This is a genomic window from Saccharothrix coeruleofusca (assembly GCF_014648515.1).
Classification (GTDB): Bacteria; Actinomycetota; Actinomycetes; order Mycobacteriales; family Pseudonocardiaceae; genus Actinosynnema; species Actinosynnema coeruleofuscum.
Window position 1 is genome coordinate 345 of record NZ_BMRG01000043.1, and the last position, 3,339, is coordinate 3,683.

Below are 3,339 nucleotides of genomic sequence, written 5' to 3' on the forward strand. Positions count from 1 at the left end.
TGTCGCCGCGCGAGCTGCGCGAGCACCTGCTGACGGCCCTGCCCGAGTACATGGTGCCCTCCGCCGTCGTGGTGCTCGACCGGATGCCGTTGACCAACAACGGCAAGCTCGACAAGCGCGCCCTGCCCGCGCCCACCGACGACGCGCTGGCCAAGGCCGATTACACCGCGCCGAGCGGGGCGGCGCAGGAGCGCGTCGCGGCGCTGTTCGCCGACCTGCTGGGCGTGCCGGATGTCGGCGCGCACGACAGCTTCTTCGACCTCGGCGGCAACTCGATCCTGGCGGTGCGGCTCACATCGCTGGTGGAGGAGGAGTTCGACCTCGACTTCACCGTCCGGCAGGTGTTCGAGCACGCCACCGTGGCCAGGCTCGCCGAGGCCGTGGAGGCCGCGATCCGGGCCGAGGTCGCCCGGCTGTCCGAGGCCGAGGTCCGCACGCATTCGTTGGAGAGCAGGGGGTACACGTCGTGACGACGAGCGAGATCGGGACCGCGGTCGAGGCCGACCGCGAGGAGCTGGTCCGGCGCAGGCTGGCGGGCGGGCGGGCGGCCCGCCGCGCGGCCATCGAACCAGCCGACCGGTCCCGGCCGCTGCCGCTGTCCTTCGGCCAGCAGCAGATGTGGTTCCTCACCAGGCTCGACCCCGGCAGCGCGGAGTACCTCATCCCGCTGGCGCTGCGCATCAAGGGCCCGCTGGACGTGGCCGCCCTCGGCCAGTCGTGGCGGCAGGTGCTGGCCCGGCACGAGATCCTGCGCACCCGTTACGAACTGGTCGACGACCTGCCCCGCCAGGTGGTCGACCAGCCCGCCGACGTCGAGCTGCCCGTGGTCGACGTGCACGGCAACCCCGTGGCGGTGCTGGAGCACGTCGAGCGCGAGTCGAGCACCGGGTTCGACCTGGAGCGCGAGTGGCCCGCCAGGGCCAGCCTGGTGCGGGTCTCCGACGACGTGCACGTGCTGGTGGCGGTGTTCCACCACATCGCGTGGGACGCCTGGTCCACCGGCGTGTTCGCGGACGAGCTGCGCGAGGGCTACCGGGCGGCGGTGGCGGGCGGGCGGCCCGCCGACGCGCCCCCGGTCCAGCCACCCGCCGTGCAGTTCGCCGACTACGCCTCGTGGGAGCGCGGCCGCTCCGAGATCGCCCACCGCAGGCACCTGGACTACTGGGTCAAGCAGCTGCACGAGCTGGAGCCGGTCGAGCTGCCGCTGGATCGGCCCCGGCCCGCCACCCGCGACTGGCGCGGCGACGTGGTGTCGCTGGAGGTGCCCGCCGAGCTGGCCGACGGCGTCCGGCGGCTGGCCCGCGAGCACAGCGCCACCGAGTACGTGGTGCTGCTGTCGGCGTTCCAGGCGCTGCTGGCGCGCTGGACCGGCAAGACCGACATCCCGGTGGGCACCGTGGTCTCCGGCCGGTTCCGGCCGGAGCTGCAGCGGCTGATCGGCTACGGCGTCAACAGCCTGGTGGTGCGCACCCGCTGGGAGGGCGACACCACCTTCACCGAACTGTTGGCCGACACCCGCACCGCGGTGCACGAGGCGTTCGACCACCAGGAGGTGCCCTTCGCCCGCCTGGTGGACGAGGTCCAGCCGCAGCGCGACATGTCGCGCACGCCGCTGTTCCAGGTCGCCTTCACCGCGCACGAGGCCCAGGACGACCTGTTCTCGCTGCCCGGCCTGGACGTGCAGGCGCTGGAGCTGCCCTCGCAGGTGTCCCGGTTCGACCTGACCGCGCTGGTCAAGCAGCGCCGCGACGGTTCCATGCGGTTGGAGGTGGAGTTCGCCGCGGCGCTGTTCGACCGCGCCACCGTCGAGCGGCTGGGCGAGCACTACCTCGGACTGCTGGGGGCGGTGACCGGCAACCCCACCGCACGGCTGTCGGAGCTGGAGTTCGTCGGGCCCGCGGAGCGGGAACTGCTGCTGGACCGCGGTTCCGATCCGGGGTTCGCGGTCGGCCGCGGTGTGCACGCGATGTTCGCCGAGCGTGCCGCGACCACGCCGGACGCGCCCGCCGTCGTCTTCGGCGAGGAGGTGCTGTCCTACCGGGATTTGGACCATCGGGCCAACCGGTTGGCCCGCTACCTGATGTCGGTCGGCGTGCGTCCGGGTTCCTTGGTGGGCGTCTGCCTGCCGCGTTCGGCTGACGTCGTGGTGGCGCTGCTGGGCGTGCTCAAGGCGGGCGCGGCGTACTTGCCGCTGGACCCGGCGGTGCCGGTGGACCGGCTGCGGTTCATGGTCGAGGACGCCGGCGTCTCCGTCGTGGTCACCGACACCTCTTGCGCGGCAACCGTCTCGGAGTTCTCCGACGGCGCACAGGTGGTGCTCGACGCCGCGTCCGCGGAGATCGACGCCCTGCCCTCGTCCGATGTGGACAACGGTTCGGGGCCGGACGACCTGATCTACATGATCTACACGTCGGGTTCGACCGGACGCCCCAAGGGCGTGTGCCTGACCCACCGCAACGTGCTGCGGTTGATGCTGTGCGGGCACCGGCACTACCAGTTCGGCCCGTCGGACGTGTGGCCGCTGTTCCACTCCTACGCCTTCGACGTCTCGGTGTGGGAGCTGTGGGGTTCGCTGCTGTACGGCGGCAAGCTGGTGGTGGTGCCGCAGTCGGTGACGCGGTCGCCGGACGAGTTCCTTGATCTGCTGGTGGAGCATCGGGTGACGGTGCTCAACCAGACGCCCTCGGCGTTCAAGGGCCTGGTGGACCTGGCCGCGGCGGACGACGACCGGTTGGCGTCGTTGTGCCTGCGCGCCGTGGTGTTCGCGGGCGAGAAGCTGGAGATGGCCGAGTTGCGGCCGTGGGTGGACCGGTTCGGTACCGCGGCGCCGAAGCTGGTGAACATGTACGGCATCACCGAGACGACCGTGCACTCCACCTACTACGAGGTGACCGACGCCGACGTGGCCAACGGCTGGCTGAACCCCATCGGCAGGCCCCTGGCCGACTTGCGCATCCACTTGTTGGACCGGCACGGCCGGTTGGTTCCGGTGGGTGTGCCGGGGGAGATCCACGTGGGTGGGCCGGGTGTGGCGGTGGGGTACTGGAACCGGCCCGCGCTCACGGCGGAGCGGTTCGTGCCCGATCCGTTCGGCGGTGAGCCGGGAGCGCGGTTGTACCGCAGTGGTGATCTGGCGCGGCGTCGGGCCGACGGGAGCCTGGAGTTCCTGGGCCGCATCGACGACCAGATCAAGCTGCGCGGCTTCCGGATCGAGCTGGGCGAGATCGAGAGCGTGCTGGCGGACGCGGCGGGCGTGCGCGATGCCGCGGTGCTGCTGCGCGAGGACGTGCCGGGCGACCGGCGCATCGTCGGCTACGTGGTGCCCGAGCCCGGAATCGA

At 71.9% G+C, this 3,339-nt stretch carries 2 protein-coding genes; both read left to right on the top strand.

The features are described 5' to 3' along the window. On the top strand, window positions 1–470 hold a 470-nt coding region (locus IEZ00_RS35880), incomplete at its 5' end, for a phosphopantetheine-binding protein (protein WP_189227805.1). Beyond that, a partial coding sequence (locus IEZ00_RS35885) for a non-ribosomal peptide synthetase (RefSeq protein WP_189227806.1) occupies window positions 467–3,339 on the top strand: 2,873 nt, incomplete at its 3' end. The genes IEZ00_RS35880 and IEZ00_RS35885, both read left to right, overlap by 4 nt.